Origin of the sequence: Pseudomonas cichorii, assembly GCF_015471405.1 — a bacterium.
Taxonomy (GTDB): Bacteria; Pseudomonadota; Gammaproteobacteria; order Pseudomonadales; family Pseudomonadaceae; genus Aquipseudomonas; species Aquipseudomonas serbiensis.
Genome location: NZ_BLVZ01000014.1, coordinates 1 through 26,392 on the forward strand (window position 1 = coordinate 1; position 26,392 = coordinate 26,392).

The 26,392-nt window shown below is 57.6% G+C and carries 20 protein-coding genes and 1 pseudogene; 12 read left to right on the forward strand and 9 right to left on the reverse strand.

Annotation, left to right across the window (positions count from 1 at the left end):
• A pseudogene (locus JL015_RS20835) lies at positions 1–395 on the forward strand (hypothetical protein); the annotation flags it as partial.
• A gap of 7 nt (positions 396–402) precedes the next feature.
• Positions 403–732 (forward strand): hypothetical protein, encoded by a 330-nt coding sequence (locus JL015_RS20840; protein ID WP_201019777.1) that lies wholly within the window; start codon positions 403–405, stop codon positions 730–732.
• 248 nt (positions 733–980) lie between these two features.
• Here JL015_RS20840 and JL015_RS20845 read toward each other — a convergent pair whose 3' ends face one another.
• Entirely contained in the window at positions 981–1,193 is a 213-nt protein-coding gene (locus JL015_RS20845; RefSeq protein WP_201019778.1) for a DUF6124 family protein, read from the reverse strand.
• 792 nt (positions 1,194–1,985) lie between these two features.
• Between JL015_RS20845 and JL015_RS20850 the strand changes: the two genes are divergently transcribed.
• From JL015_RS20850 to JL015_RS20860, 3 genes are all read left to right on the forward strand, one after another.
• Entirely contained in the window at positions 1,986–3,617 is a 1,632-nt protein-coding gene (locus tag JL015_RS20850) for a methyl-accepting chemotaxis protein (RefSeq protein ID WP_201004287.1), read from the forward strand.
• 80 nt (positions 3,618–3,697) lie between these two features.
• Positions 3,698–4,519, forward strand: coding sequence for an aldo/keto reductase (locus JL015_RS20855; protein ID WP_201004289.1), 822 nt, complete (start codon positions 3,698–3,700; stop codon positions 4,517–4,519).
• Positions 4,520–4,630: 111 nt separating this feature from the next.
• Positions 4,631–5,647 (forward strand): transporter, encoded by a 1,017-nt coding sequence (locus JL015_RS20860; protein WP_201019779.1) that lies wholly within the window; start codon positions 4,631–4,633, stop codon positions 5,645–5,647.
• Here the strand turns inward: JL015_RS20860 and JL015_RS20865 are convergent.
• Together JL015_RS20865 and JL015_RS20870 are read right to left on the reverse strand one after the other, a co-directional pair.
• A complete protein-coding gene (locus JL015_RS20865) occupies positions 5,641–6,825 on the reverse strand; it encodes an HlyD family secretion protein (protein WP_201019780.1) in 1,185 nt (394 codons plus the stop codon). The two genes, JL015_RS20860 and JL015_RS20865, sit on opposite strands and share 7 nt — an antisense overlap.
• Positions 6,822–8,501: an MFS transporter gene (locus tag JL015_RS20870; protein ID WP_201019781.1), complete on the reverse strand. Its 1,680-nt coding sequence runs from the start codon at positions 8,499–8,501 to the stop codon at positions 6,822–6,824. The genes JL015_RS20865 and JL015_RS20870 overlap by 4 nt, the downstream gene beginning before the upstream one ends.
• Before the next feature lie 210 nt (positions 8,502–8,711).
• Between JL015_RS20870 and JL015_RS20875 the strand changes: the two genes are divergently transcribed.
• Complete coding sequence (locus JL015_RS20875; RefSeq protein ID WP_201019782.1) at positions 8,712–9,806, forward strand: enoyl-CoA hydratase/isomerase family protein; 1,095 nt, start codon at positions 8,712–8,714, stop codon at positions 9,804–9,806.
• Positions 9,807–9,809: 3 nt separating this feature from the next.
• Complete coding sequence (locus JL015_RS20880) at positions 9,810–10,961, forward strand: acyl-CoA dehydrogenase family protein (protein WP_201019783.1); 1,152 nt, start codon at positions 9,810–9,812, stop codon at positions 10,959–10,961.
• A 9-nt stretch (positions 10,962–10,970) separates the two neighbouring features.
• Here the strand turns inward: JL015_RS20880 and JL015_RS20885 are convergent, their stop codons facing one another.
• Positions 10,971–16,151, reverse strand: a complete 5,181-nt coding sequence (locus JL015_RS20885) for a dermonecrotic toxin domain-containing protein (RefSeq protein WP_201019784.1) — start codon at positions 16,149–16,151, stop codon at positions 10,971–10,973.
• Between the two features lie 145 nt (positions 16,152–16,296).
• The gene (locus JL015_RS20890; RefSeq protein WP_201019785.1) at positions 16,297–16,866 is read right to left on the reverse strand and encodes an NADPH-dependent FMN reductase; all 570 of its coding nucleotides are present in this window, start codon (positions 16,864–16,866) and stop codon (positions 16,297–16,299) included.
• 181 nt (positions 16,867–17,047) lie between these two features.
• On the opposite strand from JL015_RS20890, the gene JL015_RS20895 reads away from it, so the two are divergent.
• A complete protein-coding gene (locus tag JL015_RS20895; protein ID WP_025259241.1) occupies positions 17,048–17,260 on the forward strand; it encodes a hypothetical protein in 213 nt (70 codons plus the stop codon).
• Positions 17,261–17,320: 60 nt separating this feature from the next.
• Here the strand turns inward: JL015_RS20895 and JL015_RS20900 are convergent, their stop codons facing one another.
• The 4 genes from JL015_RS20900 to JL015_RS20915 form a co-directional block, all read right to left on the reverse strand.
• Positions 17,321–17,872 (reverse strand): GNAT family N-acetyltransferase, encoded by a 552-nt coding sequence (locus tag JL015_RS20900; protein ID WP_201004305.1) that lies wholly within the window; start codon positions 17,870–17,872, stop codon positions 17,321–17,323.
• A gap of 36 nt (positions 17,873–17,908) precedes the next feature.
• Complete coding sequence (gene dnaQ, locus JL015_RS20905) at positions 17,909–18,685, reverse strand: DNA polymerase III subunit epsilon (protein WP_201004307.1); 777 nt, start codon at positions 18,683–18,685, stop codon at positions 17,909–17,911.
• 79 nt (positions 18,686–18,764) lie between these two features.
• Complete coding sequence (gene rnhA / locus JL015_RS20910) at positions 18,765–19,217, reverse strand: ribonuclease HI (protein ID WP_025259238.1); 453 nt, start codon at positions 19,215–19,217, stop codon at positions 18,765–18,767.
• A gap of 53 nt (positions 19,218–19,270) precedes the next feature.
• A complete protein-coding gene (locus tag JL015_RS20915; RefSeq protein ID WP_201019786.1) occupies positions 19,271–20,029 on the reverse strand; it encodes a class I SAM-dependent methyltransferase in 759 nt (252 codons plus the stop codon).
• Positions 20,030–20,109: 80 nt separating this feature from the next.
• Between JL015_RS20915 and gloB the strand changes: the two genes are divergently transcribed.
• The 4 genes from gloB (at position 20,110) to JL015_RS20935 (ending at position 26,391) form a co-directional block, all read left to right on the forward strand.
• Positions 20,110–20,889, forward strand: coding sequence for a hydroxyacylglutathione hydrolase (gloB, locus tag JL015_RS20920; RefSeq protein ID WP_201019787.1), 780 nt, complete (start codon positions 20,110–20,112; stop codon positions 20,887–20,889).
• Positions 20,890–20,987: 98 nt separating this feature from the next.
• Positions 20,988–22,571, forward strand: coding sequence for a lytic transglycosylase (locus JL015_RS20925; RefSeq protein ID WP_201019788.1), 1,584 nt, complete (start codon positions 20,988–20,990; stop codon positions 22,569–22,571).
• Between the two features lie 137 nt (positions 22,572–22,708).
• Positions 22,709–24,538: an extracellular solute-binding protein gene (locus JL015_RS20930; RefSeq protein ID WP_201019885.1), complete on the forward strand. Its 1,830-nt coding sequence runs from the start codon at positions 22,709–22,711 to the stop codon at positions 24,536–24,538.
• Complete coding sequence (locus tag JL015_RS20935; RefSeq protein ID WP_201019789.1) at positions 24,535–26,391, forward strand: extracellular solute-binding protein; 1,857 nt, start codon at positions 24,535–24,537, stop codon at positions 26,389–26,391. Before JL015_RS20930 ends, JL015_RS20935 begins: the two co-directional genes overlap by 4 nt.
• Position 26,392: the final 1 nt, after the last annotated feature.

The following is a 26,392-nucleotide window of genomic DNA, read 5'->3' on the forward strand; positions in this document are numbered from 1 at the left end:
TGAATGGGTGTCAGGGAGGGAAAACTCAGACCACTGTAAACCATACTCCAAGTGGAAACTTGGACTGGAGTGGTGTTGATCCTAAAGGTAAGACACGCGCAGACCATGTTCGATTACATGGTGTAGATGATCCCGCAAGACAAGTTACCCACGGAGTATTTGCGGAGGAGCCTATATCTGCTACTGAGCAAGCATGGGCTATCGCCAAACGCGATGGTATAAAACCTCATATTGAGACTCCGGGAAATGGTAATTGGATCTATGACGTCCCATACCCTGATGCTGGTATTCAGGGCGGCAAACCAGGTGCGGCAGCAGGCAATCCAATATTGAACTCTATTAGGATTGTTGTGAAGCCGAATACAAATAAAGTTGTAACTGCATTTCCAATGTGAGGACTGTATGGAAAAAATATTTTACGCAACGGATGCATATATCAAAGAGTATGCACAGGGAGCTTATCTGATAATGATAAAATCGTTATCCGGAGCCATATATGGACTTTCCTGTGAGTTTGAAGTTTACACACAGGACATTGTAAATGCGGCAGTTAAAAAAAATGAAGAGTTTAATATAACCGATGAAAGGTTTGATAAAGTGAACTGGATCGAGTTTGATTCGGAAGTCGGTACCATTCCAGCTAGCTGGGAAGACATCAAGAAAGCAGGACTATCTGATTATGTCATAGGATATCAACTAGAAAGTGAGGTTGAAATTCATAGATTTTCATGATTAGTTGAAACACCGAATCGTGTTCTTCGGCAAGTGACTCAGCCGTATCGATAAGTATCAATGGCGTTGGGGAAAGATTGCTCGAATCACAAAAACTCCTCAGCCTGCATATAGAAGACGTCCAAAAAATAGCGTTAAGAGAACCATACTCGGCGTTATGCTGAAATACTTGAGTTCAAAGCCTTTAAGTATTCACGGATGAATCCGCCTCACCAGAAACGAATTCATTCGCGAAAAAATCTGCATTATCAGCGTGGCTCAACCCGCGCCAACGACCGCTCCAGTTCAGTTTTGGCCATGCCAATCAAATGCACCACCGAAAACGCCAGATCACGTTTCGGACCGTTGAGGCTATCGCCGGTTTCGTATGCAGTGGCAGCAGCGCAACGCAGCAGATCGCTGACATACAACAGGGATTCTTCAAGCGTTATTTGCGGTGGATCAGGGGTTACTTGGGTCATCGGGACGATCTCCATCGGGCCTCCCAATGCTCGCTGCTAAACGGACAAAGGTGGCAGCTTTGATACGGGTTAGCAGACCGGTGACCATCCCAAAACCGGCGCACTCGAAAGTGCCCCGCACAAAGCCGCCATAGACGGAGCTTACGCTGGGATTGGACAAACAGGCTGCTAAACCCGATCGCTGATGTTCAGCGACGACCGCAGCCTAGAGCCCGAAATCACCCTGCGCAAGGCCCCGGGATTTTCTCGGAAACTTCATGCAGAGGAAAGGGAAAAGGGTGTCGGATTTGGTGGCAGGTGACAGGATTTTCGTTAGCGGACGTAAATTTTTCGATGGGTCGGTACACCCCATGGATCTTTATCGTCATCAATACAGTCGTCGCGGCCAAGGCCCCTCCCACAGAATGACGTGCATTCATGCCGGGCGTGCGGCGCAATCCTGTTCTCCAGAAAGCAAAAAACCCGCCGAAGCGGGTCGTTTTGCACACAATACCATCCCGACATCCTGTCAGTAGCCTCCTGGCAATGGCCGATCTTCCCTTATCGCTGCATCGATCCTTCGCTGCAGTTGTTGAATTGGATCCTACATTTGCCACGACGCTGGGGATAGAGCCAATCGCGCCTGTTCGTGTAAGCCTTTGGCTATATGGCGCCGACGTCTAAAAAAGCGTGACTGTTGTCTCAGATTTAGTCATGTTAAGCCGACATCATGAAGATAGCGTTGAGAGTCAGTGCAAGGATCTGCCTGATGACTCATAAAAAAAGAAAAAACAACGAATTAGGGTGAACATCATGAATATGCGCAGCTTATCTATCAGCCGCCGTCTATGGCTGATTCTCATTGTCTCTGTGCTGATGCTCTTTGTGCTCGCGGCCGCCATGCTCAAGCAGATCCATGACGATCTCTATCTGGCCAAGGCCGAGAAAACCACGCATGTGGTCCAGACAGCCAGCGGCATTCTCACTTACTACCAGGGGCTGGAAGCCGCTGGCACCCTGACTCGTGAAGCCGCGCAGCAGCAGGCTCTCAGTACCATCAAGGCCCTGCGTTATGGCCAGAACGATTATTTCTGGATCAACGATCTGCGCCCGGTAATGGTCATGCACCCCGCCAACCCCAAGCTTGATGGCCAGGATCTGTCGGGCGTGAAGGACCCGGACGGCTTTGCGCTGTTCAATGAAATGGTGGCCGTGGCCAAGAGCAAGGGTGCCGGGCTGATTCACTATCGCTGGCCAAAACCGGGTGCCAGCGAGCCGGTGAAGAAGACTTCTTACGTGCAACTGTTCCAGCCATGGGGCTGGATCATCGGCTCGGGTGTGTATGTCGATGACGTGGCTGCCGAGTTCAAGCAACAAATGTGGAATGCCGTTCTGTTCAGTGCAGGCATTGTGTTGGTCCTGACGCTGCTGGTGACGCTGATTCTGCGCAGCATCGTCCTGCCATTGCGCTTGACTGTCAGCGCCATGGCCAATATCGCCAGCGGGGAAAGCGACCTGACCCGCACTCTGGAAACCCAGGGCAACGATGAAATCACCCAGTTGGGCAAACACTTCAATGCTTTCACCGCCAAGCTGCGCAGCGTGGTCATCGAGTTGCAGTCTTCGGCTGTAGGGCTGGGCCAGGCGTCAACCGACCTGGGCCACAGCGCCGAGCAGGCTCAAGAGCGCAGCCAGCAACAATCCCAGCAAATGGATCTGGTGGCCACCGCCGTCAATGAAGTGACCTATGGCGTGCAGGACGTGGCCAAGAACGCCGAGCACGCAGCCAGCGAAATGCGCGATGCCGAGTCCCAGGCGCAACAGGGCCAGGTCAATATCGATAACAGCCTGCGTCAGATCGACCATCTGTCCGGCACCATCGGCCAGGCAGTGGAAGTGATGCAAACCCTGGCCAGCGAAAGCACACAGATTGGTGGCGTACTGGAAGTCATCAGCTCGATTGCCGAGCAGACCAACCTGCTGGCACTCAACGCGGCCATTGAAGCCGCACGGGCCGGGGAACAGGGCCGTGGTTTTGCCGTGGTGGCCGACGAAGTGCGGCTACTGGCCCAACGGACCCAGAAGTCCACGGCCGAGATTCAGGGCATGATCGAGCGTCTGCAACGTCACTCCGACGCAGCGGTCAAGGTGATCGGCGACAGCAGCCGCTCCTCGCAACTGACCATCGAGCAGGCCAATCAGGCCGGTCAGAGCCTGACGTCCATCAGCCAGGCCTTGCGTAACCTCAACAGCCTCAATGCCTCGATTGCCAGCGCCACCCTGCAGCAATCCCATGTGGTCGATGACATCAACCAGAACGTCACTCAGGCCGCGCAACTCTCCCAAGGCACGGCCCTTGCCGCTGAACAGTCCACCGCTGCCAGCCAGCATCTGAGAGGATTGAGCGAACAGTTGAATGGCTTGCTGAAACAATTCCGCGTTTAACTCGTTGTGTTCGACAGGCTGCACGGAACCTCGTGCAGCCTTTGTTGCCTGAGGCCTGTCCATTTATTGCAGGGGGTCGTATGCGCACACTGGAACTGGCAGGTCAAAGCGTCCCCGTACTGGGTCAAGGCACTTGGCACATGGGCGAAGTCAGCCATCAACGCTCTGCGGAAATCGCCGCGCTGTGCATGGGCATCGAACAAGGCATGACCTTGATCGACACCGCCGAGATGTACGCCGACGGCGGCGCCGAAGAAGTGGTCAGGCAAGCGATTGCCGGGCAACGCGACAAGGTATTCGTGGTCAGCAAGGTCTACCCGTTCAATGCCAGCCGCCAAGGCATTCCCAAGGCTTGCGAAGCCAGTCTCAGGCGAATGAATACCGATTACATCGACCTCTACCTGCTGCATTGGCCGGGCGAATACCCGCTGGGCGAAACCGTCGAGGCTTTCGAGCGGTTGCGCGAGGCTGGCAAGATCGGCAGTTGGGGCGTTTCCAACTTCGATGTGTCGGACATGATGGAGCTGGACAACCCACGCTGCGCCACCAATCAGGTACTCTACAACCCCGAGCAACGCGGTATAGAGTTCGACCTTTTGCCCTGGGCCAATGACCGGCATTTGCCGATCATGGCGTACTGCCCGATCGGTCAGGCGGGCGACCTGCTCTATCACCCTGCCCTGCACGAAGTCGCCAATCGTCACAGCGCCACGCCGGCACAGATCAGCCTGGCCTGGGTGCTGCGTCAGCCGAACATGATCGCCATTCCCAAGGCGACCAATCCTGAGCACATTCGCCTGAATATCGAGGCCGAAAAAATCGTCCTGACAGCGCAGGATCTGGCCGACCTGGACAGGGCCTGGCCAACGCCGACCCGCAAGCGGCCATTGGCAATGGTTTAGGCGTAGAGCCCCGGAAACAGCCCGCAATATTCCGTCACAAATATGTAATACCGGCTTGTCATGATGCGCGCTTCACCTCCCCGCTCCGGGCAGGCTTGCACGTGGAAAGCCATGAACCACAGCATTGCGCGGCATCAGGATTCAGACCTTTTCGGCCTGCTCTATGGCTTTCGTTTTTGTCCGGGTGAGCGGGGTCGGGAAATCGATTCTGCCGCTGTCATGGATTACCTGCAAAACACCCCGGACAACGACGACTTCATCTGGCTGCACCTGAACCTGTCTCACGCGGCCTGCGAGCGCTGGATGAAAACCCATCTGGAGCTGCCGGACGAGTTCTTCGAGGCGTTGAACGAAGGCTCGCGCTCGACCCGGATCGAACATATCGATTCAGCGCTGCTGGCGGTGGTCAACGATGTGGTGTTCGACTTCAACATGCTGTCGACCGATATCTCGACTTTATGGGTCTGTACCCGCAGTCACTTGATGATCACAGCGCGCCTGCAACCCTTGCGCTCCGTCGACAAGCTGCGTTCCGCGGTCAAGCGTGGCGAGCAATTTCACTCACCACTGGAGTTGCTGGCCCATCTGCTGAGCGATCAGGGCGAGGTGCTGACCCAGTTCCTGCGCAAGACCAGTATCAGCGTGGACAAGATCGAAGACCAATTGCTGTCCCAGCGCCTGAGCAACAACCGCTCCGAACTCGGAGCGATGCGTCGGGTGCTGGTGCGTCTGCAACGTCTGCTGGCGCTGGAACCCGGTTCACTGATGCGCCTGCTGCACCGCCCTCCCCACTGGCTGCGCGAAGAGGACATGCAGGCGTTGCGTCAATCCACGGAAGAGTCGGCCCTGGTCATCAGCGACCTGACGGCCCTGGGCGAGCGCATCAAACTGTTGCAGGAAGAGATCGCAGCCAACCTCAACGAACAAAGCAGCCGCACCCTTTTCACCCTGACCGTGGTCACAGTGCTGGCCTTGCCGATCAACATCGTCGCCGGTTTCTTCGGCATGAACGTCGGCGGTATCCCGCTGGCCTCGGACCCAGAAGGATTCTGGATACTGGTGGCGCTGGTTGCGACCTTTACCCTGATTGCCGGTCGCTGGGCCTTTCGCAAGCGCGGGGATTACTGAGGGTCCGCTGGCACCTCGCCTTGCGATTGGGTATCGATACTGACCACCACCGACATCCCCGGCCTCAGGCGCTCGGCCGCTGGTTGATCGGGGTCGACAATGATACGTACCGGTATGCGCTGGGAGATTTTCACGAAGTTGCCCGTGGCGTTGTCGGCGGGCAGCAGGCTGAATTCCGAGCCGGCCGCAGGCGAGATACGTTGTACACGCCCGGTGAGCCGGGTGTTGTTCAAGGCATCGACGGTAAAGTTCACCGACTGGCCGAGACGCACATTGGCCATCTGGGTTTCCTTCATGTTGGCGATGATCCACAACCGGTTGGGGACCAGCGCCATCAATTGCGCACCCGAGTTCACATAAGCGCCCAGACGCACGCCAATCTGCCCCAATTGCCCGTCTCGGGGGGCCAGGATGCGGGTATTGTCCAGATCGATACGCGCCAGCTCGATGGCTGCCTGGGCGCTTTCCACCGAGGCCTGCAACGAGTCGCGATTGACGATCACTGTTTGCAGGTCCTCACGTGATATCTGCAACGCGGCCCTGGCCTCGGCCACTGCCGCAATGGCCTGGGCATCGGCAGCACGGGTGACGTCCAGTTCGCTGCGCGATACCGAGCCGTCAGTCACCAGCGCCTGATTGCGACGAAGGTCCGCCGCGCTCTTGCTGCCTTGGGCGATGCTGCTCTGCAAGGCCGCCTGACGCTGGGCAATGGTCGCTTCGGCACTGCGCCGTTGTTGCAGGTTATTGGCCAATGCGGCTTTCTGCACCGCCAGTTGCGCCATGGCCTGTTCCAGATTACGGCGATAGATGCGGTCATCCAGGCGCACCAGCAAGTCGCCTGCCTTGACGAACTGGAAGTCCTGCACCGGCACTTCATGCACATAACCGCTCAACTGCGGACCGATGATGGTCGTCTGGCCGCGAACCAGAGCGTTTTCGGTGCTCTGGATCGGGCTTTTGAACGGCGGCAGTTCCCAGGCATACAGCACGATCAGAACGCCCGCCAACGCGATGCCGGCAAAGATCGCCGACGAGATGATGCGCTTGCGCCTTGAGCGCGGTTCGGTGGTGGGTGGCGTGGTTACCGGAGGCGGCGGCGGAGTATCGGGCGCCTGAATGGCCTCATCATTGTCCTGAGAGCTGGGGGACGGTGTTTTTGGCTGGGTCGGTTCATTCATGAAAGGTTGGCGCCACGGCTAGGGACGGAAGGTGGAGTGACAGGTGAAGCAGGCGTCGGTGCAATGGGTCGGGTGGTCATTTTCAGCCACAGCATGCGGGCTGAAATCCAGATCATCGTCAGCACGGCGATCACTGCAATCAACATGAATACATCGTTATAGGCCAGGACATTGGCTTCGCGGGTCGCCAGTGTCGAAAGTGAGCGAATCCCCTGGGTCGTGCGCAACGCGGGGTCGGCAATGGTCGAAGCATAACCGGCAGCGGCGCTTTGCAGGCGGGACTGCACCAGCGGGTCGATCAGGGTCAGGTGCTCGACCAGATGGCTGGAATGGAATTTCTCGCGTACAACCTGAAAAGTACCCAGAGCAGCAGACCCGATCAGCCCGCCAATGTTCTGGGTGATCCCGAACAGCACGGAAAAACTCACCATGTTGCGCGGGTTGGCAATGACGCCACTGATGCCCAGCACCAGTGTCGGCCCAAGGAAAAACGTCCCGCCGAACGCCAGCAGAAACTGGCTGAGGTACATGTTCGATTGCCGGGTCAGGCTGGTGGAGCCGCTGTCCATCCAGGCTCCCACCGCCATCATGGCCAGGGAAATCAGCAGCGGCTTGATCAGGTGTGCAGGGTTGATGGTCAGGGCGCTGACCGCCAGACCGGCAATGCTGCCCAGTAGCATGACCAGATAAAGGGTATGCAACTGCTCGCTGCCCATGTTCAGCGTCTGCAGGAAACCCACGGCCCCCGTGGACTGCTCCGACAGCACGATGCGAAACAGGATCACCGCCAACCCCAAACGCAGAATCGCGCCACTGCCCAGCCAGCGGGTAATCAGCAAAGGGTTGCTGCGATTATGCTCGATGGCCAGCCCCGCACAGATCAGCGCGATGGAAGCAGCAGAGGCGATGCCTATCCAGGGCGCTTCCAGCCACCACTCGATCCGCCCCAATGACAGCACCGCACACAACAGGGCAAAACCGCTGGCCAGCAGGCCAAAGGTCAGGAAGTCGAGTTTCTCGAACGCCTTGAAGCGATCACCGGGCGGCAGTTTGAGCATCAACACACAGCCCAGCGACAACAGCGCCATGCCCAGCTCGAACAGGTACAAACCTCGCCACTCGGCAATCTGTAACAGGTCTTCGGACACCAGTCGCGCCAGCGGCGTCGCCAGTTGCGCTGTACCGAGCCCGAGTACCAATGCCTTGAGCCGCCACTTCTGGGGGAAGGCCTGGATCATGTAATACAGCCCGAGAGTGCTGAGCGCGGCACCCACCATTCCATGGGCCGCACGCACCGCAACCGCCGACTCGATGTCATTGACGAACAAGTGGGCCAGAGTCACCAGCGAATAGAGCACCAGGAACAACTCGGTGAAGGCGCGCAGGCCAAACTGCTGGCGAAACTTAACCAGCAGCAGGTTCATGGACACGTTGGTCATGACGTAGGCCGCCGGTAACCAGGCAATGTCCGCAGAAGTAGCGCCCAGTGCGCCTTGCAGATAAGGCAGGTTGGCGACCACTAGCGCATTGCCCAGTCCGCCGGTCAGGGCAACGATGACACCCACCAGTGCGAAGGCCCAACGCCTGCGCGTGGAGTGCAGGGGCGTGGAAGGCGAGCCCGGCATGGTCGGCCGCTCATGGGGCTGCCATTGGCGGGGAGCGTATTTATCGTTCATGGATTCCTTTCTGGGGTTTCGCGAATGAATTCGCGCCCGTTCAAGCACTGTAGGAGCGAATTTATTCGCGAAAGGTCCAAACAACAGCTGGCAAATTGCTGCTTCAGACTATGCTTAAGCGCAATTTTGTTTTGCTCATTGGCGCTGTTAGGATCTGCTTCACGCTAAAAATAATAAGTAGAAGAAGAGCAAACGAACAAGGAGTTCAGAATGAGTTCACAGGTGTCACCCGCTCTCTCGGTTCGCAAGCCCAGCCAGAAACCGATTCTGGTCGAGGTGCGCAATCATATCGGCCATCTCACTCTGAATCGTCCCGCCAGCCTGAACGCCATTGACCTGGAAATGATTCGCACCCTGCAACGCCAGCTCGATACCTGGGCCGAAGACCCCACGGTATATGCCGTGGTATTGCGTGGCGCGGGCAGCAAGGCGTTTTGTGCCGGTGGAGATATCCGCTCGCTGTATGAAAGTTACAAGAGCGGACAGAACCAGCACCAGACATTTTTCGTCGAAGAGTATGCGCTGGATCTGGCGATCCATGATTACCGAAAACCGGTACTGGCCCTGATGGATGGCCTGGTACTGGGCGGTGGCATGGGGCTGGTTCAGGGGGCCGACCTGCGGGTGGTTACCGAGCGCAGCCGGCTGGGCATGCCGGAAGTGGCCATCGGTTATTTTCCGGACGTCGGCGGCAGTTATTTTCTGCCCCGCCTTCCCGGCGAGCTGGGGACTTACCTGGGGCTTACCGGCACCCAGATCGGAGCGGCCGACGCCTTGTATTGCGGCCTTGCCGACTGGTCCATGAAAAGCGAAATGCTGCCTCGACTGGACCATATGCTCGACCACCTGAAATGGAAGTCCACGCCTCTCAAGGATCTGCAGGGCGCCATGGCAAAGCTGGCCACTCAGCGCCTGCCTTCTCCGCCACTGGAAGCCTTGCGGCCAGCCATCGACCACTTCTTTGGATTGCCGGATTTACCGAGCATCATCGAGCAATTGCAGCAGGTTACGGTCGCCAACACTCATCAGTGGGCACTGGAAACCGTCCGGCTGATGCAGAACCACTCTCCCCTGGCGATGGCCGTGACCCTGGAGATGATCCGCCGCGGTCGGCATCTGTCACTGCAATCCTGCTTTGCCATGGAGCTGCATCTGGATCGACTGTGGTTCAAGCATGGAGACCTGATCGAAGGCGTACGCGCCCTGATCATCGACAAGGACAGGAGGCCGCAATGGAACCCTTCCAGCGTGCAGGGTCTGAACCCCGAGCATGTGCAGGGTTTCTTCAGCAGTCTGGAGGCGTGAATCATGCACGATATCGAACTCACTGAAGAGCAGGTGATGATCCGCGACATGGCGCGAGACTTCGCCTGCAACGAGATAGCGCCACATGCCCAGGCCTGGGAAAAGGCTGGCTGGATAGACAATGCTCTGGTCGAAAAGCTCGGAGAACTGGGCTTGCTGGGCATGATCGTGCCCGAACAATGGGGCGGGACTTATATCGATTACGTGGCCTATGCCCTGGCGGTCGAAGAAGTCTCCGCCGCCGACGCCGCCACCGGCACGCTGATGAGCGTCCACAGTTCGGTAGGCTGCGGCCCCATCCTCAATTACGGCAACGAAGAACAGAAGCAGACCTGGCTGGCGAAACTGGCCAGCGGCAAGGCTATCGGCTGTTTCTGCCTGACCGAACCCCACGCCGGTTCCGAAGCGCATAACCTGCGCACCCGCGCCGAGTTGCAGGGGGATCACTGGGTCATCAACGGTTCCAAACAATTCGTCAGCAACGGCAAGCGTGCGCAACTGGCAATCGTGTTTGCCGTAACCAATCCCGAACTGGGCAAGAAAGGTCTGTCAGCCTTTCTGGTGCCCACAGATAACCCAGGCTTCGTGGTTGATCGCAGCGAACACAAGATGGGCATTCGCGCCTCGGACACCTGCGCCGTGACACTCAACGATTGCCGGATTCCCGCTGCCAGCCTGCTGGGCGAACGCGGCAAGGGCCTGGCGATTGCCTTGTCGAACCTGGAAGGCGGGCGTATCGGAATTGCCGCGCAGGCATTGGGGATAGCCCGCGCCGCATTCGAGGCCGCGCTGGCTTATGCCCGGGAGCGGGTGCAGTTCGACAAACCGATTATCGAGCATCAAAGCGTGTCAAACATGCTCGCCGACATGCACACGCGCATCAACGCGACACGACTGCTGGTCCTGCATGCTGCCCGCTTGCGCAGTGCAGGTCTGCCCTGCCTGTCCGAAGCCTCGCAGGCCAAGCTGTTCGCCTCGGAAATGGCCGAGTGGGTCTGCTCCAAGGCGATACAGGTTCATGGTGGCTATGGCTATCTGGAGGACTATCCCGTGGAGCGCTATTACCGGGATGCCCGCATTACCCAGATCTATGAAGGTTCAAGTGAAATTCAGCGCCTGTTGATTGCCAGGGAGCTGCGTCATTATCTGGTTTAGGCCTGGCGCTCAGGTGAACCGCTGTCGCCCCAGCAAGGAGATCAGCAAGGTAACCGAGTCGGCATTACTGAGCATGACATCGGTGCGTTTCTGGATATCGGCATAGAACACTTCCCTGGCCTCCTCCAGGGTTCGCTTGCCGGTTATACGCAGGATCGCGTTCTTTGCATCCCCTCGCCTCAGATCCTTCCAGTCATCATTTTCAATCTGCTTGAACAACTGGCTGCGATCGGTCTGGTAGGACAGGGATTTCTGTTGCTGGATGATCTGTTCGTTCTTGATGCGTAGCCGATAGCCCGGAGCATCTTCCAGCAAGTCGACAAAGGGGGCATAGGAATCCACGTAGGCAATATCTTCGGTACCTGCAACCAGATGGGACAATTCATGAATCAGAATCGTCGCACGGTAATGGTCGCCATAGTTGAAACTGCCCGACCTGATGACCTTGACCTTGAAGCGATAGCGGGGCAAACGAAAAAACTGCTCGGTCAGAAAAATCCTTTTCAAAGGGTCTTTGGAAAAGACAAAGGCACTGGATGTCTCATTCCCTCTTTTATTGAATCCGACGATATAACGCTGCGAATTGATGGGCGACAATGACGGGGAAATCAGCTCTTCGTAGATGGGTGTCACGACTTGCTTGACCGCATCGTACAGGCGCGTATCCGGATGCCTGGCATCAAAGAAGCTGGCGACAATATGTTCGACACGAGGATCGAGCGTGCCCTCTGCAGAGCGCCGGTTAAGATTATCAAGGCAGTTTTCCAGGTAACGACGAGCCTGAGTATGCCCCTGCTCGATACATTGCGCCCTGTCACGGTAGATCTGACGAATCTCGTGTATGCCGCGGGCATCGACGACCAGACTCTCACTGACTTCCATTTCCACCAGGTTGTTTTTCATGCGGGTAACAACGCCACCGCCGCCCTTGAGGCCACCCTGCAATTGCAGTGCCCAGTGCTGGTTAGTATCAAGCTTGATGGAAGGTCCGACCTTGTCCTGCATGACGATAAACCAACCGTCCTTGCTGGACTGGACCTGATAGACCTTGCCATTGACGGCGGCGTACTGCCTGCCCGTATTCTCATCCCTGGAAACGTTGAGCACTTCATCCTTGCGGAGCGCGTTCAGAGCGACGTCATGTACCTCGAACGCACTCAGGCGGCTGCGTAATTCCTCGGTAAGCGCATTGGTGCTCCAGGAAAACTCAGGGAAGGACGTGGACTCTGCAGACCCGACTGTCACCTCCTCTTCGGATAAAAGACCTTTATGTGGTTCTTGCCGGGATGAAATCAGCACGCTCAAACCTGCTGCAAGTTCCGATACGGCCTTGCCCCACCTCTGCTCGCCAATGGAAACAGCCGAAGAGTGAAACAGATCGCGGCTCTGCCATACACCGACCAACGCACCGAGACGCCCCGGCACGAATGCCAGTACTTGTTCAACCGCAAGGCCGAACAAGTACTTTGACGAGGTGCGCCGGTTCTCGTCATTGGTAACGCTTTGCTGACGTATATCGAACTTGAAAGCCTCAAGAACCCCCGGTAACAGATACTCCAGCGCATTCCCCTCGCAGGGCTCCAGCATGAAAGTCACCGGCAGCGGGCGCTCAAAGGGAAGGCCCATCGAGTCTTCAATGCTGAAAGGCAGATGTGGCTCGTGAAAGCCACCATGGTCATAGATGTGGCGCATGGTCGGGTCAATGCGGTCAAGGACATACGTCTGGAGACTGCCGGAAGTACACAGGTCGGTCACCAGAGCTGCCTGGTCGGCATACTCTCTGAATGTCCACTGCTCGCACAGCGGCGCATAGATCACCCAGGGCCCCGGCTGCTGCGAAGCTTTAGGAGTAATCACGTAAACGCCAAGAACCGGAGTCGGCTCCCAGCCTTTGGGAGCGGGCAGGATCAGCAAGGGACTCAGCACCACGTCCCACCCACGGACCGGCAAGCGGGCAATACCGTCAGGCATATTGAATACAGACTCGATAAAGTCATATGCCTCAGCCGACAGCTTGTTCCTGAGTTTGAGTACAAATGCCTTCAAGACCTCTGTAACCGGAATCTGCTCGGCAAAGTTACTCTTGCGCACAAGATGGGAAGGGCTACGGTTATCGAGCGCCGAATCGACCAGTTGCCGATAGTCGGTAGCGACATCCAGCGACTGCAACAAGTCTCGAATGTATTCGGGGGTCAACGACGCGCTCAAAGGGCTGCCGTCCTTGTGCGCAATGGAAATGACGCCATCCTGTATGGATGAAAAGCGGTTGATGGAAAAATCGGTGAGCGTTTCGCTTATTTTCTGGGTTGCTGCGGGTATGCCTTGGGGTGTCTGGCCGGTCGCAACAATCGCGGGTACATAGTGCGTCAGGGTCACGATCAGTTGATCGGAGTCCAGATTCGCGCCCGGAAAATCGACCGAAAGCCTCTCGCTCAGCTTTTCCTTTGCATGGTCACGAATATCGGGAATATCAAACAGGAAATCTTCGTGCGTACTGCTGGAGATATAAAAACGCTGCACCAGATTGGTAAGCGTAATCAGGTCATCAAACGAAGATTCGGTCACCCAGGTCGGCGCAATGGCTTTATAGATCAACACCTGAAGAGCCGCGCCCAGATCATTCACTGCCTGACGGGTTCCATCGTCGCGCTCGGTAACCGCGAGCGCTTTGCCAAACAGATCGGGGGTCAGGCCCCAGGTCTGCGCCCGGTTGTAGATAAAATTCACGGTCATCCGCTGTCGCTGGTTTTCAGCCTCCTGTAGCGCGTGAACCAGATGCCCCTCAATCACCTGGAACATGACACGGATACCCAATTCGCCAGGTCGCTCAAGGTACTTGAGCAATGCATGCCTGTCCGCCCCGGACAAGAGTTCAAGCACATTATCGATCCTGTCCACACGTCTCAGGCAGGCCAGCAAATTGTCTGCCAGTGCCTGGCGAGAATCGAATTTCGTCAGACCGTTCAACATTGTCCACAGAACATTGGAGCCGGGTTGCCGGGGGTTGTAGAGCACGAAAGCATTCGCCAGTGGAATCGGTGGCAGATCCGGCTCGTAATGCAATGACAGCATGCAGACCTCGACCCGCTCATCGCCCAGTACCTCGCGCAGGTGCGGCAGCGGTCTGTCCAGCACTTGCTGGAGCATATCCAGGACCTTCGTATCGAATACTTCCAGATGCCGTTCCAGAGAGAGTTCCAGACGTAGAGCGTCTTCACGGGAATGAGTCGCCCATACGCCAGGGTGTATTTGCGTATCGAGTCGACGAGTCGGCAGAGAATAGAAGTCTCGCTGCTGGCGGTCATAACGCTCTGCAAAATCGGGCAGTATCCATTTGAGCATCGACTCGAATAACGTCAGCGGCAAACGGATCTCGGGTTGATTCTGAAGCGCAGCGGCCTGCCCTTTCACCACCGTTCCGTCCAGGAGCGGTACAAGGCCTGGTTGACTGACCCGTTGAAGAGCCAGCGAAACCAGTCGAATCGCGGGCTCGCCGGAGCTGGCCCTCACGACCCAGAGTTCACGCGCATCCAGAGGTTCACCGCCGATCAGTGCCAGATAGCGATCAAGTGCATGACGCATGCACGTCTCCACTCCCGAATGCAGCGTGGCCAGACGCTCCATTCGCGCATCGAGGCTGATCATTCTGTCAGCCCAGGCTTGCAGTACGGGGTAATCGTGATCCCCTTGATCGACCGTCGGGACCGAAGGCAAGTGATCCCAGAGCGGCTCGAATTCAATCTGCCCGGCCTGCCAGCGTCCAGAATCGCGCAGGCGCAACAGCCGGGCATCCAGCAGGCCACGCACATCGAGCGCATCGTCGACCCGGACCGATGCCTTTTGATAAACGATTGCCGGCAGGCCCAGCACATAACGAACATTGCGCTTCTGCAAGCCGATGATCGACCTGATGAATTCGGGGAACCATGGAACAGTCAGTGCATCCACACGCAGCTTGAGCGGGCCTTGCATGTCGATCAGGGGGTGATCGTCCAGCGAGGAAAAACTCAGCAGTTCGGCTCGCCCCTGAACACTGGAGAAATGCTCGCTGATCTGCTTCCTGTCAACGTAATGCCTGAACCCGTACAACGATGAAAACAGATACAGCACCGGTAACTGCTCGACCCGAAACTCGATCAGGAATACACCGACCAGCTTGACCGGCTCCTGATCACCGATACTGACAGCCAGCCTGCTGACCGTGACCGATTTCAAATCCTCAGGCGCACCGGGATACGGCAGCAGTGAACTCAGATGACGGCATTCGTGTCCCGTCAGCGCCCCTTGTTCTGTACCGGTCAACAAGGTCTGGCGCAAGGACTCGGCCAGGGCATGGGCGACAACATCTCGTAGCGTGCGGCCATCATTCGTAACCTGACTCCAGTACTCATCCAGCAACTGCTCGTACGTATCGGTGACGATAGACCTCAACTCATCGAGCGCCTGGACGTATGGCTGCGCCTGGACCGGGGTCAGAATCCGGCCTTGAGCATCCAGAAATCTCAGGACAAGCCCTTTTCCAGGCTCTTCACCCGCATATTTATGGGTCGCGACCTCGACCAGTGTCTGGGTGCATGCCACCAGACTGGTCGTCATGACGCTTTCGGATGAGCGTTCCTCGACGATTTGCACGGGATGGTGGAAGACATCGATATCATTGCCGGGCAGAAGCTGTGCAAGCCTTTGCTGCAAGGCTTTACCGAGCGCAGTCTGCAGGGACGGCATGCCGTGCAGTCGTTCGGACAACCGGTCAAGATGCTGCACCTGTTGCTGGACAACAGACTGCATCTGAACCTCGAACAGCGGGCCATCGATCAAGCGCGCATCGACCTCCAGCGACATTTCCCGGATCTCGTCGAACCTTTTCTTGAGGCTGACGAGCAACGCAGCCCTGCTCTTGAAACGCTCGATACCGAACAACAAGGTACTCAGGAACACCGGAGCTTTGCTGTCCTGCGTATCGCTTATCAATAATGCGCCGGCCAGCTCAGCGTTGGGCGTGGAGCCATCATCCATGACCAGCCTGTCGACACGGGGAGGAGGCACGTCCGACTTGCCGGTTTCGCCCACCAGTCGCTGTAGCCATCTGCCCTCGTCGCCCCGGATACGGGATGTGTCGATTGCCGCCTTGATACTCTGCTCGAATCGCACTTTGAGCGACTCGCTGAAAAAATACGGGGGTGATGACATGTGCCATTTCCTTTTCATGAAATCTCGCCACACGCCGGATGACCGGCGCAGGCAAGGAAAAGAAACAGCTTATGGAGGGCGTCGAAATGGCTGCGTTACATAAAGCAATTGATTGCCGGATATTGAAATGAAGCCTCGAGCAATGTCAGTTGGCGGTGACCTTGCTGTTTTTCTCTACCCAGACAGCGTAGGCATTGATGAAGGTTTGCAGGAACGGCCGGGTCTTCTCCGACAGCGTACCGGCCTCGTCGAAAAAGGTACCTGCATTGCCCAGATAGGCTTCGGGCTGTTGCAGGCAAGGAACGTCCAGAAACACCAGTGACTGGCGCAAATGGTGATTGGCACCAAAACCACCGATCGCGCCGGGTGAAGCACTGATCACCGCGCCCGGCTTGCCACTGAAAGCACTTTTGCCATAGGGCCGCGAGCCCACGTCAATGGCATTCTTCAGGGCGCCTGGCACTGAACGGTTGTATTCCGGGGTAACGAACAACAGGCCGTCTGCGGCTGCAAGCTGTTCGCGAAATCTCGTGTAGGCCTGCGGGGCCGAAGTGCCATCAATGTCTTCGTTGTACAGCGGCAGGTCACCGATCTCGACGATGTTCAGCTTCAGTGTGTCAGGGGCCAGATCAGCCAATGCGAGCGCGATCTTACGGTTGATGGAGTCTTTTCTCAGACTGCCGACCAATACAGCGATGGAGTGAACCTGGCTCATGGAGATATCCGTCATCTGATTCAAGGAACCATCAGGTATAGCCCAAGTCATGTTCAAGAGGCGAATGGAATAGCCCACTATTTTTTCGTGCCCGCCAAACTCACCTATGAATCAGTGGTCTACAAGCCTCGGTGGATTCTTAATCCAACGGTTATCTTCAGTTTCAGAGGTTACAAAGCAGATGGCTTCAGTTCTCGTCGGACAGTTTCATGCAAGAGATGCGGCAGGCCGTATCTACCCGGTGCATGAATTCCAGGAATCACAGCCTGATGAGGCTGACGGCAAGGAGCCTGTCAAAACGTATCGCCTGGCTATCGGAGACAGGGTCAACCATTTGGGCGGGGATGATTTTGAAGTGATCCAGTCCGGCGTGAAGATGACCCGAATCCCATAACATCCGTGTGCAGGTGTGGGACCGGATTTATCCGGGAAGATATTTCTTCGCTCCCACCCTTCAGGGAAATATCAGATACCAGAAAATCGCTGTCTCACGAGTCTGCGGGTCGATGCTGCGGTAACGCATGTGATCGAAACCACCCACCACATACCCGCACCGCTCATACAGCCTGCAAGCCGCCAGATTATTGTTCTGGGTTTCGAGCATGATCCCCGGCAGATTGCGCTGGCGGCTCCAGAACTGCGCCACATCCAGCAAGGATCGGGCAACCCCGCAACGACGTGCCGACTCGTCGACCGCCAGCTCATCGATATGGGCAAAACCATTCCAGTGGGTGCTGAGCACGATATGCCCGACCGCCTGCTCTCCCAGCCAGGCAACCAGCACCGTACTGTCGGCGGCGTCGCGGTAATCGCAGAATTCCTGTGAGTCGATGCCGTAGTTCTTGAGATAAGGCTCTACCGAATCGATGACCCAGGACTCGACACTCTCCCCCACGACCACCCGGGCGTAGCCCTGGACCGTAAAGGTGAACTCGCTGTTGAGGATATAGTCCTCGAAGCATTCGTCTGCGACACGAATGCTCAGTGACGGGTTCGCTACAGTCATTTCACCACTGCCATGTTGGTGCAAACCGTTGCCTGGTCAGGACTGGGCCTGAGCCTTGGCCTCTTGCATCTGAACCCACAACGCTGGCGCGCCGGCCGCCTTGGCAATAATGGCCAGGCGTGCTTCATGCTCTGCCAGCTCACTTTCGGTCGCACGAATGATGCGCGACGGCTGGCGACCTGACAGGCGGCGAATCTCGCTGCCGCGGTTGGCATTCCCACCGCTGGAACCATTGTCATCGCTCGCGTTACCGGCCAGAGACAGGCTGGTCTGCCCACCGGTCATGGCCAGATAGACATCGGCCAGGATCTCGGAGTCGAGCAATGCGCCGTGCAGCTCACGGCCCGAGTTGTCTACGCCATAGCGTTTGCACAAGGCATCGAGGCTGTTGCGCTGGCCCGGGTGACGCTCACGGGCCATCAACAGCGTATCAAGCACCGAGCAATGCTGGGTGATATCGGCCTTGTCGTGCGCGCCCATCAACGCGAATTCGTTGTTGATGAAACCAACGTCGAACGCCGCGTTATGGATGATCAGCCGGGCGCCCTTGATGAAGTCGAAGAACTCTTCGGCGACTTCATTGAAGCGCGGCTTGCCAACCAGAAATTCGTTGGTGATACCGTGAACGCCAATCGCACCTTCATCGCTCTCGCGATCAGGTTGCAGATAGACGTGAAAATGCCGCCCGGTCAGGCGGCGGCCAATCAACTCGACGCAACCGATCTCGATGATGCGGTGGCCGTCGGTGACGGGCATACCGGTGGTTTCGGTATCGAGTACTACGGATCTGTTATCTGTGTTTTGCACTGCCATTGACTGTTGCCTCGTCTACAGGCCGCGATCTTAGCACGCTGCAAGGCCGGATGAGCCGTTCAGCTCATCGGGCAAACGGTCAGCCCTGCTTGATGCCGCGCACCTCATCCACACCACGGTTGGCCAACTGGTCGGCACGCTCGTTGCCGGGATGGCCGATATGGCCACGCACCCACTGCCACTTCACGGTATGACGGCTGACCTGTTCGTCCAGTTGCTGCCAGAGGTCGGCATTCTTGACCGGCTCCTTGGCAGCGGTTTTCCAGCCGCGCTTCTTCCAGTTGACCATCCATTCGGTGATGCCTTTCATGACGTATTGCGAGTCCGTCACCAGGGTCACTTCGCAAGGACGCTTGAGTTCTTCCAGGCCGCGAATGGCACCGGTCAGCTCCATGCGGTTATTGGTGGTATTGGCCTCGCCGCCCCACAATTCCTTTTCGACGCCCTTGTAGATGAGCAATGCACCCCAGCCGCCGGGGCCAGGGTTGCCCTTGCAGGCGCCATCAGTGAAGAGTTCAACGCTTTCGCTCATTACGACCGTTCCAGAATCAAGGGATTATTCGGGCAGGACGACAGGCCAGACCATCAAGGTTGCGGCGTGTTGCGGTTGACCTTGGCCATCGGCAACGGGATCAGCTTGCCCATCGGCTCGCGACGGACCTGACGCAAGGGGCGCAAGCCAACCACCAGTTTGCGCGCCACCAATAGATAGAAGCCGCCGCCCGGACTTTGCCGCCCCTCACCGAGGCTTTCCAGACCGCTGAAGCGTGCCTGCCATGCTGCCGAAGAAAGGGGCGGACGATAACACCCGAAGCGCCGCTTCTCCAGTGCGAACCCCAGCAGGTTCAGCCAGTCGGCGACACGGGACGGTGAAATGCAGCGCGCCTTGCGCAAGGCATCGCGAGCGAAGACATGCCGTAAACCCCAGGTGCTCCAGGGGTTGATACCGATAATCAGCAGGTGCCCGCCCGGCCTGACGCTGCTGGCGGCTTCGCGCAGCAGGCCATGGGGCGAAAGGCAGAAATCCAGGCCATGCTGCAGGACCACCACATCGGCGGCATGCTCGCTCAATGGCCAGGCTTCTTCTTCGCAGACGATCTCTACGCCGGGCAGCGGCGCGCCAAGCCTGACATTGCGTTGTACCTGCTTCGCCACGGGCGGGTTTTCGGCAGATGGCCCGTAATGCACAAGATAACCACCGAAATAACGCCCCAGTTCGTCTTCGAGAATCCGACGCTCCTCCTCAAGCAGGAGTTGTCCCAACGGCCCGGACAGCCACTTGCGGGCGGCCTGGATCAAAGCAAGCCATTCAGGATCGGCCTGGGCGAACGCTTCATCGGTCATTTGAGGTCTCCTTGGGGGTTCGCTTGCAGCCGTATCAAAGACTAAGATGCACCATTGTTTCCCGATGTGCGAACTGCGCCATGATACAGATCCACGCCCTGCACGCTTTCAACGATAACTACATCTGGTTGTTACAAGACCTTTCCACTCAACGCTGCGCAGTGGTCGATCCGGGTGATGCGCAGCCAGTACTCGACTGGCTGGAGCACAATCCCGGCTGGCAACTGACCGATATCCTGATCACTCATCATCACAACGACCATGTCGGTGGTGTCGTGCAGCTCAAGCAGGCCACTGGCGCCAGAGTGCTCGGCCCGGCCACGGAAAACATCCCCGCCCGTGACATCGCGCTGGTGGACAACGACAGGGTATCCGTTCTGGGCCTGGATTTCGCGGTCCATGCCGTCCCGGGCCATACCCTTGGCCATATCGCCTTTTATCACGATGACGCGACGGCTCCCGTGCTGTTCAGTGGCGATACCCTGTTTGCCGCTGGCTGCGGACGCCTTTTTGAAGGGACGCCGCAGCAGATGCATGATTCCCTGAGCCGACTGGCGGCCTTACCCGACAGCACGCTGATCTACTGCGCCCATGAATACACACTAAGCAACCTGCGTTTCGCCCAGGCCGTGGAACCCGAAAATCGGGATATTGCCGAACGTCTGGCGCAAGTCAGCCAATGGCGCAGTGAAAATCGTATCAGCCTGCCTTCCAATCTAGCTCTGGAACGACGCACAAACCCCTTCCTCAGGGTCCGGGAAACATCTGTTAAAGAAAAAGCGGACGAACGGACCGGCCGTGAAAACAGCTCGCCGAGCGAGGTTTTTGCTAGCTTGAGGGCTTGGAAAGATACGTTCTAAAGCGCGTGGAATCGGCACGAAAATTCTGAAAGGTTGACCGTTGGGGGGACGCTTTCTAGAATCGCCCGACATTTTCGCCTGGAAGTCCCCCCCAGCCAATGTCGTCACTTACACGCAAACACCTAAATTCGGACGCATTGACTCGGTTGGCTCAGGCTGTGGCTGTAGCCGCGAGTGCGCTGCTGGCAGGCTGCCAGACCACAAGTCATGTGGAGCCAAGCAGCACTTACCGCACGCCCAACCTGTCCACCGGCATCAAGCAAAAACCCATCTTCATTACCCAGACGCCAAACCAGTCGGCCCCGCCCCAGGATATCTGGGACCGGATGCGCCAGGGTTTCCAGCTGCAACAGAACAACGACCAGAACCCCCGTATCGATCAGCAACGCCTGTGGTTCGCCAACAACCCGTCCTTTCTGGAAAACGCGGGCGAGCGCGGCAGCCTCTATATGCACTACATCGTCGAGCGCCTGGAAGAACGCAACATGCCGCTTGAGCTGGCCCTGCTGCCAGTGATCGAAAGCGCCTACAACCCGATGGCGATCTCCCGCAGCCAGGCTGTAGGCCTGTGGCAGTTCATCCCGTCCACGGGGCGCTACTTCAATCTGCGCCAGACCAGCTTCTATGACGGTCGACGCGATATCCAGGCGTCCACCGTGGCGGCAATGGATTACCTGACCAAACTGCATGACATGTTCAACGGCGACTGGCTGTTGGCACTGGCGGCCTACAATGCGGGCGAAGGCACAGTCAGCCGCGCCATCGAACGCAACGAGAAGCTCGGCCTGCCAACGGACTACTGGAACCTGCCGCTGCCTCAGGAAACACGCGACTATGTGCCCAAGCTGCTGGCACTTTCCCAGGTGGTTCTGTCGCCGGATGCCTATGGCGTCAACCTGAACCCGATTGCCAACGAACCCTATTTCGAAGTCGTCGAGCTCAACAAGCGTGTCGATCTGTCCAAGGTCGCAAGCCTGGCCAATATCGACGAAGACGAACTCATCCAGCTCAACCCGGCCTTCAAGAAGCGCCTGACCATTGATGGCCCTCAGCATTTGCTGGTGCCGACTTCAAAGGCGCACATACTGACAGCAAGCCTGTCGGCCATGAAGTCCGAAGAACTGACCGCATGGCAACCCTACCGCGTACGTCGTGGCGATACGCTCGAAAGCCTTGCCAGCCGTTATCAGGTGCCGGTCAGCTCGATCAAGAGCAACAACAGGCTGGCTGGCAACAAACTCAAGGCCGGTCAGTCCTTGAGCATTCCGGTCCAGCCGGGCATGAAGTCTTCGCAGCCTGTGTTCGAGGAGCTGGCCAGCAACGACAAACCGGCCACCAGCCGCAGCTACAAGGTCAGGAATGGCGACAACCTGTCGAGCATCGCTCAGGCCCACAAGGTTGATGTCGAAGAGTTGCAGCGCTGGAACAAGCTGTCCGGCAACAAGCTCAAGATTGGCCAGACGCTGATCGTTCAGGGCGGCAAGGCCGAGAAAGCAGCCACTGCAACGGCCAGCGCCGAGCCCGAAAAGAAATCCATGCAGTACAAGATCCAGAAAGGCGACTCGATGTATCTGGTCGCCAAGCGCTTCAACGTCGAGATGAAGCATCTCAAGCGCTGGAATCCACGTACCGGTCAGGCCCTTAAACCCGGCCAGACCCTGACTGTCTACCTGCCTCATTGATGACGCCGGCCACCTGCCCTGAAGCAACCTCGGGGCAAGTGGTCGTCCAGACCATCGCTCCCGCATTGCCGGCGGTCTTTTTCCAATCCGGACAAGCTGTTACTGTTAGCGACCCGAAAGCCCAAGCCGTCTGGATCGTGATACGTCCCTTCCTGCTAGTCATCTGTCTGGTCTTGAGCTTCTGTGCCAACGCTGCCATCAGCGAAAGCAATGGCTATGCGCAATTTGGCGTTCTCAAGTACCCGGCCAGTTTCACTCATTTCGACTGGGTCAATCCCGAGGCGCCGAAAGGTGGCACCTTGCGAATCATGGCCTTCGGCACGTTCGACACACTCAACCCTTACACCTTCAAGGGCACCAGCCCTGTGTCGACAGGCAACTTCCTGCAATACGGCGTCAATGAGCTGAACGAACCCCTGATGGTCGGCACCGGCCAGTACGACCCGTCCGGCGACGAGCCCACGTCCAGTTACGGGCTGATCGCACAGTCGGTGGAGTTCAGCGAGGACCGCAGCTGGGTGGTGTTCAATCTTCGTCCCCAGGCGCGCTTTCACGATGGCAAGCCGATCACGGCCTATGACGTGGCCTTCTCCTATCGCACACTGCTCAAGGACGGTCACCCGCAATACCGCACGGCCTTGCAGGAAGTGCAGCGAGTCGACATCCTCAATCGCCATCGCATCCGCTTTGTCTTCAAACGCTCAGGCAATCCGCTACTGATCCTGCGCCTGGGTGAGCTGCCGGTACTGCCGCAGCATTACTGGAAAGACCGCGACTTCAAGGCCACGACTTTCGAGCCGCCACTGGGCAGCGGCCCCTATCGCATTACCCGAGTACAGCCCGGACGCCAACTGGTGTTCGAGCGGGTGAAGGATTACTGGGGCAAGGACTTGCCGGTCAATCGCGGTAAATACAACTTCGATCGCGTCGAAGTGGAGTTCTACCGCGACAGCGATGTAGCCTTCGAGGCCTTCAAGGCCGGTGAATTCGACATTTATATCGAACATCAGGCCAAGAACTGGGCCAATGGCTACAACTTCCCGGCGGTCGCCAATGGGCAGGTGATCAAGGCGCAGATCCCGCACAAGATCCCGACTCAGACTCAGGGGCTGTTCATGAATACCCGGCGCGGCACCTTTGCCGATATCCGGGTGCGTGAAGCACTGGGGCTGATGTTCAATTTCGAGTGGACCAACCGCGCACTGTTCAGTGATGCCTACTCCCGCTCCACCAGTTACTACCCCAACAGCGAGTTTTCCGCGACGGATCTGCCCACCGGCCGCGAGCTGGCCCTGCTGGAGCCTTACCGGGACCAGTTACCCGCCAGCCTGTTCACCGCCCCCTTCAGCCCATCGAAGACCGATGCCCGCGGCATTCCGCGTGAAACCCTGCGCAAGGCACTGGGCCTTCTTGCCAAGGCCGGCTGGACGCTGTCGGAGCGAGGCCTGCTCAATGCGGACCAACAACCGCTGCATTTCGAGATTCTGCTGGTGAACCCCAATCTCGAACGCATCCTGCAACCCTATATAGAAGACCTGCGCCGCATAGGGATCGAAGCAAGCCTGCGCACGGTGGACCGCGCCCAGTACAAACAGCGGCTGGACCATTTCGACTTCGACATGATCCTCATGACCCTGCAACAGACACTCAGCCCCGGCCTTGAACAGTGGCAGTATTTCCACTCCAGCCAGGCCACGGTCAATGGCAGCAAGAACTACGCTGGCGTCGCCAATCCTGTGGTCGACAGCCTGCTCAACAAGCTGCTGGCCGCACAGACGCATGATGAACAAGTCGCAACGGCACGCGCACTTGATCGCGTATTGCTGTCCCAGCATTACAGCATTCCGAACTGGTACCTGAACAATCATCGCCTGGCCTATCGCAATCGATTCGCCATGGTCACCACCCCGCCCTATACCATGGGGTTGCGTGCGTGGTGGCTCAAGACTCCGGAGAAGACCCGATGACCCCACTGCGTTCCCTGTTCATGCAGGCTGGCGGCCTGTTGCTGGCCGGTATCGTCTGCACCGTCCAGGCTGCTCCCCAGCATGCCGTGACGCTGTATGACGAAGCCCCGAAATATCCGGCCAACTTCAAGCATTTCGATTACGTGAACCCCGACGCGCCCAAGGGCGGGATTTTCCGTCAGGCAGGCTTCGGCAGTTTCGACAGCCTTAACCCGTTCATCAACAAGGGCGTGGCCGCTGAAGATATCAGCCTGATCTACGACACCTTGACCAGCCGCAGCCTGGATGAGCCGTTTACCGAGTACGGGCTGATTGCCGGCAAAATCGAAAAATCTCCGGACAATGACTGGGTACGTTTCTACCTGCGCCCTGAAGCGCGCTTCCATGACGGCCATCCGATACGCGCCGAAGACGTGGTATTCAGCTTCGAGTCGCTGATGAAACATGGCTCACCCATGTATCGTGGCTACTACGCCGATGTCGACCAGGTGATTGCCGAAGATCCTTTGCGCGTGCTGTTCAAGTTCAAACACAAGAACAACCGCGAAATGCCACTGATCCTGGGTCAGTTGCCAGTGCTGCCCAAGCATTTCTGGGCCACACGGGACTTCAGCAAGAGCAATCTGGAGATCCCGCTGGGCAGCGGGCCTTACAAGGTCGCCGAGGTCAAGGCCGGGCGCTCGATGCGTTATGAGCGGGTCAAGGATTACTGGGCCAAGGATCTGCCGATCAACAAAGGCTCCTACAACTTCGATGTCCTGACCACCGATTACTACCGTGACAACACGGTCGCTCTGGAAGCCGGCAAGGCCGGGCAGTTCGATTACTGGCTGGAAACCAGCGCCAAGAACTGGGCCACGGCCTACAACACGCCAGCGGTGCGGGACGGTCGCCTGATCAAGGAAGAGTTGCCCAACGGCAACCCCACCGGCATGCAGGGTTTCATCTTCAACCTGCGCAAACCGGTGTTTCAGGACATAAGGGTCCGCGAGGCCCTGACCCTGCTGCTGGATTTCGAGTGGACCAACAAGCAGCTGTTCAACGGCTCCTACAGCCGGACCAAAAGCTACTTCGACAACTCCGAGATGGCCTCCAGCGGCCTGCCTTCGGCACAGGAACTTGCCATCCTGGAACCGTTGCGCGGCAAGATCCCTGACCGGGTCTTCAGCGAAGAATACAAACTGCCGGTCAACGATGGCAGCGGCATGATCCGTCCTCAATTGCGCCGCGCCTTCCAGTTATTGCAGGAAGCGGGCTGGAAGATCGTCAACGACAAGATGGTCGATGCCCAGGGCAACCCGGTCAAACTGGAGTTTCTGCTGGCCCAGACCGAGTTTGAGCGCGTCCTGCTGCCCTACAAGCGCAACCTGAACGATCTGGGTATCGAACTGAGCATTCGCCGGGTGGACGTCTCGGAGTACATCAACCGCCTGCGCTCGCGGGACTACGAGATGATCGTCAGCAGCTACCCGCAATCCAGCTCGCCGGGCAACGAACAGCGGATCTACTTTCACTCCTCCAGCGCCGACAACCCTGGCAGCCGCAACTTCATGGGCCTCAAGGACCCGGCCATCGATACCCTGGTGGACGGCCTGATCAATGCCGACTCGCGTCAGAACCTGATCACCCATACCAAGGCCATGGACCGCGTCCTGCTGTGGGGCTTCTATGTGGTTCCCAACTGGCACATCAAGACCTGGCGCGTGGCCTACTGGGACCATATCGCCCACCCCAAGGCCCCGCCACTGTCGGACATCGGCGTCATGACCTGGTGGATGAAACCGGACGCAAAACCGGCGATTCCCGCACAGCCTGCCAACGGGCAAGCTGAACCTGCGAGTACGGAGCAATAAC

Bases quoted from the DNA above. Each gene is read 5' to 3' on its own strand.
- JL015_RS20840 (WP_201019777.1), top strand. From the start codon at position 403: ATGGAAAAAATATTTTACGCAACGGATGCATATATCAAAGAGTATGCA.
- JL015_RS20845 (WP_201019778.1), bottom strand. From the start codon at position 1,193: ATGACCCAAGTAACCCCTGATCCACCGCAAATAACGCTTGAAGAATCC.
- JL015_RS20850 (WP_201004287.1), top strand. From the start codon at position 1,986: ATGAATATGCGCAGCTTATCTATCAGCCGCCGTCTATGGCTGATTCTC.
- JL015_RS20855 (WP_201004289.1), top strand. From the start codon at position 3,698: ATGCGCACACTGGAACTGGCAGGTCAAAGCGTCCCCGTACTGGGTCAA.
- JL015_RS20860 (WP_201019779.1), top strand. From the start codon at position 4,631: ATGAACCACAGCATTGCGCGGCATCAGGATTCAGACCTTTTCGGCCTG.
- JL015_RS20865 (WP_201019780.1), bottom strand. From the start codon at position 6,825: ATGAATGAACCGACCCAGCCAAAAACACCGTCCCCCAGCTCTCAGGAC.
- JL015_RS20870 (WP_201019781.1), bottom strand. From the start codon at position 8,501: ATGAACGATAAATACGCTCCCCGCCAATGGCAGCCCCATGAGCGGCCG.
- JL015_RS20875 (WP_201019782.1), top strand. From the start codon at position 8,712: ATGAGTTCACAGGTGTCACCCGCTCTCTCGGTTCGCAAGCCCAGCCAG.
- JL015_RS20880 (WP_201019783.1), top strand. From the start codon at position 9,810: ATGCACGATATCGAACTCACTGAAGAGCAGGTGATGATCCGCGACATG.
- JL015_RS20885 (WP_201019784.1), bottom strand. From the start codon at position 16,151: ATGTCATCACCCCCGTATTTTTTCAGCGAGTCGCTCAAAGTGCGATTC.
- JL015_RS20890 (WP_201019785.1), bottom strand. From the start codon at position 16,866: ATGAGCCAGGTTCACTCCATCGCTGTATTGGTCGGCAGTCTGAGAAAA.
- JL015_RS20895 (WP_025259241.1), top strand. From the start codon at position 17,048: ATGGCTTCAGTTCTCGTCGGACAGTTTCATGCAAGAGATGCGGCAGGC.
- JL015_RS20900 (WP_201004305.1), bottom strand. From the start codon at position 17,872: ATGACTGTAGCGAACCCGTCACTGAGCATTCGTGTCGCAGACGAATGC.
- dnaQ (WP_201004307.1), bottom strand. From the start codon at position 18,685: ATGGCAGTGCAAAACACAGATAACAGATCCGTAGTACTCGATACCGAA.
- rnhA (WP_025259238.1), bottom strand. From the start codon at position 19,217: ATGAGCGAAAGCGTTGAACTCTTCACTGATGGCGCCTGCAAGGGCAAC.
- JL015_RS20915 (WP_201019786.1), bottom strand. From the start codon at position 20,029: ATGACCGATGAAGCGTTCGCCCAGGCCGATCCTGAATGGCTTGCTTTG.
- gloB (WP_201019787.1), top strand. From the start codon at position 20,110: ATGATACAGATCCACGCCCTGCACGCTTTCAACGATAACTACATCTGG.
- JL015_RS20925 (WP_201019788.1), top strand. From the start codon at position 20,988: ATGTCGTCACTTACACGCAAACACCTAAATTCGGACGCATTGACTCGG.
- JL015_RS20935 (WP_201019789.1), top strand. From the start codon at position 24,535: ATGACCCCACTGCGTTCCCTGTTCATGCAGGCTGGCGGCCTGTTGCTG.